A 5,343-nucleotide genomic window follows, 5' to 3' on the forward strand; every position below is an offset into this window, starting at 1 on the left:
GTTGTTGAAATGCTGCTTGCTTCACCCTCGTTCAGGGCATAGCACCAAATAGCGCACCCACGCCCGCTGTCACCGCCATGGCCAACGTGCCCCAAAAAGTTACCCGAAACGAACTCCTGGCGACGGGGGCGCCGCCGACCAGCGCGGCGATAGCTCCAAGCAAGGCCAGTAAGAAAGCGGCACTGAAAACCGTCCATTGCAGCAATGTATCCTGTGGAGCCAGCATGACTACTGCCAGTGGCATCGCTGCACCTACGCCAAAGCTGAGGGCAGAAGCCATAGCCGCTTGAAGCGGACGGGCACTGAATGCCTCCGAAATGCCCAACTCATCTCGCGCATGTGCACCGAGTGCATCATGCGCCATCAATTGCGTGGCGACCTGGCTCGCGAGCTCGGGCTCAAGACCGCGTTGCACGTAGATGGCTGTCAGCTCACGGTGCTCTGTTTCTCCATCAGTTGCAAGCTCTTTACGCTCGCGCTCTAAGTCTGCTTTCTCGGTATCGGCTTGCGAGTACACCGAGACGAATTCTCCTGCGGCCATTGACATGGCACCAGCAACAAGACCTGCTACAGCTGTGGTCATGATGTCAGCATGACTAGCTTGTGCTGCTGCAACTCCCGCTACCAAACTTGCAGTGGAAATAATTCCATCATTTGCCCCGAGGACCGCAGCGCGCAGCCAGCCTATGTGCTCAGTGCGGTGTTGCTCGGTATGAGCACGATATTGGTGTGGCCTCATGATCAACTTCAATTTTTAGTTCTTATCTTTAATAGCGCTACCAGGGAGCATGCGTACAAGCGTATTGTCACGTTGGATGTAGTGATGGAACAGTCCCGCAGCTGCGTGGAGTCCAATCAGAAAATAACCTGCCGAAGCCACAGTTTCGTGCAGTTGCTTGATTTGGTTCGAAAGTGATTCATTCGCATCCAGCAGCGATGGTATTGGCAAGCCAAACAGGACAATCGGCTTGCCGTCAGCACTCAGTGTTAGCCATCCAAGGATTGGTGTGGTCACCATGAAGGCGTAGAGCGAGTAGTGCAAAAGCTGCGAAAGCTTATCCTGCCAATATGGGATCGGAGGCTGAATATCTGGTGCTGTACCTGCAGCCCAGCGCGCACCAATTCGGAGCATAACGAGCGCCAGTATCAATAGGCCGAGTAAGTAATGAAACGACTTCATGTTTGCCCGCAAATCACTACCTTTCGGTGCGGCCCCGCGCAACTCCATAAAGGCGTAAACGGCGATAAGAACAAACAGCATGAGCCAATGAAACCAGATGACCAATGTGCTGTAGCGGCTCTGCGTATTTTTGAATTGCATATTCTTCTCCGTTAGCTGCAAAATTCATCGTGAAAAACTTCAAGTCGATAGTATCTAGCTCGATTCTGAATAACTCCTGAAGTGTTGCCCGAAAACAGCAGGAAGCGCACATGCAAAAACTAGCAATGCGCGATTCGTGGAAATGGTCAATCTTTAGCGGTAACGGTAGTTACCAATATTCCGACGCTTTTTCTGAAGAAATCGGCAGGCTTTTTTCTCTATGGTTCTACGTCAGTTGTAAGTGTCGGAAGAAGGGAAAAGAAAACGGGATGCAGCACGAGTGACCACGCCCACGCAGGGCTGGAGTTGCTGCTGACTTTCCATAGCCGTTATTTTTTCCGGGCAGCATGACCACGTTTGCCCCCGCTGTCTGATAGCTCTGTGCGCAGTGGCCTGTACGGCTTGTTCTTTGGAACCGAGCAAGGCTGGCACGGTTTTCAGACGCAGCACCCGCACTATGCCGGTGTATTGACTTGATCTTGATCCACTGGCGATTGAGGTCAACTTGGCCCACGCCGTCAAAGGTGCTAATAGCCGCAGCTACAACCGCACCAAGTACTTGGGCAAGCGCTTGGATTTGGTGCAGTTGTGGGGCGACGATCTGGACAGGCAGCGGTGACGATGTGAGTAAGTTGTACCAGCACGCCAGCTAGCGCGGCGTGCTAGTTCCTGCCATCAGCCGCCCACCGAGGCGGCTTTTTTACGCTGGTTGCGTGGACGGGTAAGGCGGACGAAGGTGCCGCTGTATTGAGTTAGGAAATGCTTTTTCTCGCGAACGTGGGAACACAGATTTTTTAACCAAATCAGCCTGAAATGCTTATGAATAATGCGCTAAATGCTCCTGAAAATTTGATGGGATAGGAGCATTGAGGGAGCAAGTTGGGAGTAAATAAATAATTTTTCTTTATATGGAATATTGACTGCTCTTTTCTTTGACGTGTTTGTTTATTCGGCTGCACATGGTGTGCAGGCAAGCCGTTCAACCCCCCTTAATCTGAAGATTTGTAGTCTAGGGGGTAGGCGGCTAGGCCCGTGCAATCGGTATTTCGTCCAGCCGTGTGGTGTAGCGGGGCGTGCGGTGCTCTTGCTTCATGCGCCATCCGGCGTCGTCGGTTTGGGTGTGGCCGGTGCTGCCAAGGTGCACTGTGGCTTTGCCGTAACGGGCGTTGATGCGATCCATTACTTCCATCAGCTTGTCCTCATTGCGCCTAGTGCGGGGTTCTTCAAACAGCAGCTCGGTCTGCTGCTGCGTGTTGGCAGGGCACAAGTCCAGCAGCATCACCCCGGCCTTGGTCAGCTCAAACCCCGGCTGGTAGATCTTGCGTAGCCCGCCCACGGCGGCGTGCAATAGTGTTCTTGTGTCTGACGTTGGTCGCTGTAACGGGATGGTGATGGACTGATTGAAGCGCGGCCCCTGGCGGAATGGCGAGGTATGCGCAAACACCAGCAGTGCACCTGCAAGCTGGTGGCTGTGGCGCAGCTTTTCTGCGGCCCAGGTGGCAAACTCGCTCACGGCTTCCACTAGCGGGGGCATGGCGTTGATGGCATGGCCAAAGCTGCGTGTGCAGGCAATCTGTTGCTTTGGGGCCGGGGCGTGTTCTAGGCTGATGCAACTGGTGCCCTGCAGCTCCCGCACCGTGCACTCCAGCACCACGCTCCATGTACCCCGGGCCTTGGCGGCTGGCATGCGTGCCAAGTCGAATGCAGTATGTATGCCCTGCTCTGCCAGCTTGGCTGCCATGCGGCGACCAATGCCCCACACATCGCCTGCAGGGGTGCGCTGCAGCAGTGCATGGTGCTGTGCTGGCGTCAGCTCGGCCCAGTTGCACACCCGTGCCAGCTCTGCCGGGTAGCTGCCGGGTTTGCGCTCGGCATTCTTGGCAATGTGATTGCATAGCTTGGCCAGCGTCTTGGTGGGGGCCAGTCCGATACAGGTGGGAATGCTGGTCCAGCGTCCAATACGGCTGCGTATGGCCCGCGCCCGGCGTGTCAGGCCGGGTATGCCCTCCAGGTCGCCGATAAAGCTTTCATCGATGGAATAGATTTCCTGCAGCGGCCCCAGCCCTGCGGCAATCGCCATCATGCGGGCGCTCATGTCGCCGTACAGCTCGAAGTTGGCCGACAGGCACACCAGATCGGCGGTGCGCTCCAACTCTCGAAACTGGTAATACGGTTGAGCCATTTTGATGCCCAGGGCCTTGGCTTCATCCGAGCGAGAGATAGCGCAGCCATCATTGTTACTCAGCACCACCACGGGCCTGCCACGCAGTGCAGGCTGAAAAGCCCGTTCGCAGGACACGTAGAAGTTGTTGCCATCGATCAGTGCAAACATGGCAGCACCTATAGCTGCACGATGGGCAGCTGCTCCGTCAAGATCTGGCGACACAGAATCTTGTAGCCGTCGGCATCAAAGCCGGCTGCTACCTTGGCAAGCTTGCGCGCTTGGGGCAAGGTGGTGGCGCTGCCCAGATAGCACCAGTTGTGCACCACATGCAGCTGCTGTAGATCGTCGCAGCGCTCTTTCAGTGCAATGGCCCCCGCGTAGGGCCATGTGGCTATGCGCAAGCCTTCCAGTGCAGCCTGCAGGCGCTGGGCATGCTCGGCCGGTGTTTCACGCCCGCAGCACACACCGTGGCAGCGCTTGATCATGGCTCTGAAGCACGCTCGGCCGGCTGGCAGCTTCTCTAGCCCCAAAGCCCCCAGGCACAGGGCATGTGCATCGGCCAACTCATGCAGCGCCTGCAGGGCAGCGGTGCGGCTGCTGTACAGGCCATACAGATCTGGGGCGCTGGCAAAGTCCATGTCACGGGCATGCACCACTTCGGGCTTGCCATCATGCAACTGCAGCGCGCACAGCTGGCGGTTGCGGCGCAGCTTCTGGTTGTACAGCGGCTGCTGCTGTTTGATGAGCTGGGCTTCCAGCAGCAAAGCACCAATCTCTCCTGCGGTGCGAATGTGGCTGATGTGCGTGGCTTGCCGCAGCATTCGCGCCTCTTGTGGGTTGCGCAGGTGGGACAGCACCCGTGAGCGCAGATTCACGCTCTTGCCGATGTACAGCGGCAGGCTGTCGCCCTGTGCATGAAAGATGTACACGCCCGGGGCCGCAGGCATGCCCTGCAATGCAGTGCACAGGTGTTCTGGGTAGGCGTAGGGAATGGCCTGCTCAGACTCTGAGGGGCGGCGTGCGTGTGGTCGCATGGCTAGCGGGCAAAGCGTTTGATGCAGGAAGTCACCACGCCCCAAATCTCCAGCGTCTCATTTTCCTGCGGGGTAATGTTGGGGTAGGCAGGGTTGCCAGCCTGGAGCCATACAGCACCATCAACACACTGAAGAAGCTTGACGGTGAACTCACCCTCCACCATGGCCACCACAATGTGCGCATGGCGTGCCTGAATGGACCGATCCACCACAATCAGATCCCCATCATCAATGCCATACTCCCGCATGGATGGGCCAGCCACCCGCAGCAGGTAGGTGGCGTGCGGGTGCTCAATCAGCAGGCTGGCAATGTCCAGGCGCTCACCCCTGAAGTCTTCCGCAGGCGACGGGAAGCCCGCACGCACCGGGCAGTCGGCCAGAGGCAGCGCTATGGGTGAGGTGGTGGTTGGAACGGGCATGCCCGCCAAAAGACGATTGCTGTACATGCATACAGTATATATCTGGGCGACAAAAACTGTCAGATGCTGGCTTGGAAAAGCCAGTGGTTTCTGCCTGTCAGCGCAGCGGAATCTGCAAGCAGTGGTCGAAGGTTGGTGCAGAGCGCTTTGGCCCCATTGCAGTCCCTCATGCAAATAACCAGGGAATTACCCAGAACCCCAAAGCTATGCCAATAACTGTCCACAGCAAGATAACCATAAGGGCGCCTGCTTTGCTGATCGGCTTCGACTGTTTTTCAGCCATCCATTTGTCCGCTTGCAAACGGCATTGAGTCAGGACGGAGGTCGGTAGCAATTTGACCGTCAGCAAAATGAGTGCTGGAAGCAAAAGGAGATCGTCCACATATCCCAGCATCGGTATGAAAC

At 56.7% G+C, this 5,343-nt stretch carries 6 protein-coding genes; all 6 read right to left on the reverse strand.

Annotated features, from left to right (window positions below; all coding sequences use genetic code 11):
* Positions 1–31: 31 nt before the first annotated feature.
* On the reverse strand, positions 32–739 hold the full coding sequence (locus QEP12_RS16690) for a VIT1/CCC1 transporter family protein (RefSeq protein ID WP_219164773.1): 708 nt from the start codon (positions 737–739) through the stop codon (positions 32–34).
* A 15-nt stretch (positions 740–754) separates the two neighbouring features.
* Positions 755–1,321 (reverse strand): cytochrome b, encoded by a 567-nt coding sequence (locus tag QEP12_RS16695; RefSeq protein ID WP_284214968.1) that lies wholly within the window; start codon positions 1,319–1,321, stop codon positions 755–757.
* A 1,024-nt stretch (positions 1,322–2,345) separates the two neighbouring features.
* Positions 2,346–3,653, reverse strand: coding sequence for a Y-family DNA polymerase (locus QEP12_RS16700; protein WP_284214969.1), 1,308 nt, complete (start codon positions 3,651–3,653; stop codon positions 2,346–2,348).
* Between the two features lie 8 nt (positions 3,654–3,661).
* On the reverse strand, positions 3,662–4,519 hold the full coding sequence (cho, locus tag QEP12_RS16705) for an excinuclease Cho (RefSeq protein WP_174864086.1): 858 nt from the start codon (positions 4,517–4,519) through the stop codon (positions 3,662–3,664).
* A gap of 2 nt (positions 4,520–4,521) precedes the next feature.
* The gene (locus QEP12_RS16710; RefSeq protein WP_174864084.1) at positions 4,522–4,938 is read right to left on the reverse strand and encodes a LexA family protein; all 417 of its coding nucleotides are present in this window, start codon (positions 4,936–4,938) and stop codon (positions 4,522–4,524) included.
* A gap of 166 nt (positions 4,939–5,104) precedes the next feature.
* The coding region (locus QEP12_RS16715; RefSeq protein WP_488798547.1) for a YkvA family protein at positions 5,105–5,343 on the reverse strand (239 nt) is incomplete at its 5' end.

The sequence above is a fragment of the Comamonas jiangduensis genome (assembly GCF_030162955.1).
GTDB classification, from domain to species: Bacteria; Pseudomonadota; Gammaproteobacteria; order Burkholderiales; family Burkholderiaceae_C; genus Comamonas; species Comamonas jiangduensis.

What these genes read in the sequence shown, in the direction of transcription:
- QEP12_RS16690 (WP_219164773.1), bottom strand. Translation starts at nt 739, where the DNA reads ATGAGGCCACACCAATATCGTGCTCATACCGAGCAACACCGCACTGAG.
- QEP12_RS16695 (WP_284214968.1), bottom strand. Translation starts at nt 1,321, where the DNA reads ATGCAATTCAAAAATACGCAGAGCCGCTACAGCACATTGGTCATCTGG.
- QEP12_RS16700 (WP_284214969.1), bottom strand. Translation starts at nt 3,653, where the DNA reads ATGTTTGCACTGATCGATGGCAACAACTTCTACGTGTCCTGCGAACGG.
- cho (WP_174864086.1), bottom strand. Translation starts at nt 4,519, where the DNA reads ATGCGACCACACGCACGCCGCCCCTCAGAGTCTGAGCAGGCCATTCCC.
- QEP12_RS16710 (WP_174864084.1), bottom strand. Translation starts at nt 4,938, where the DNA reads ATGCCCGTTCCAACCACCACCTCACCCATAGCGCTGCCTCTGGCCGAC.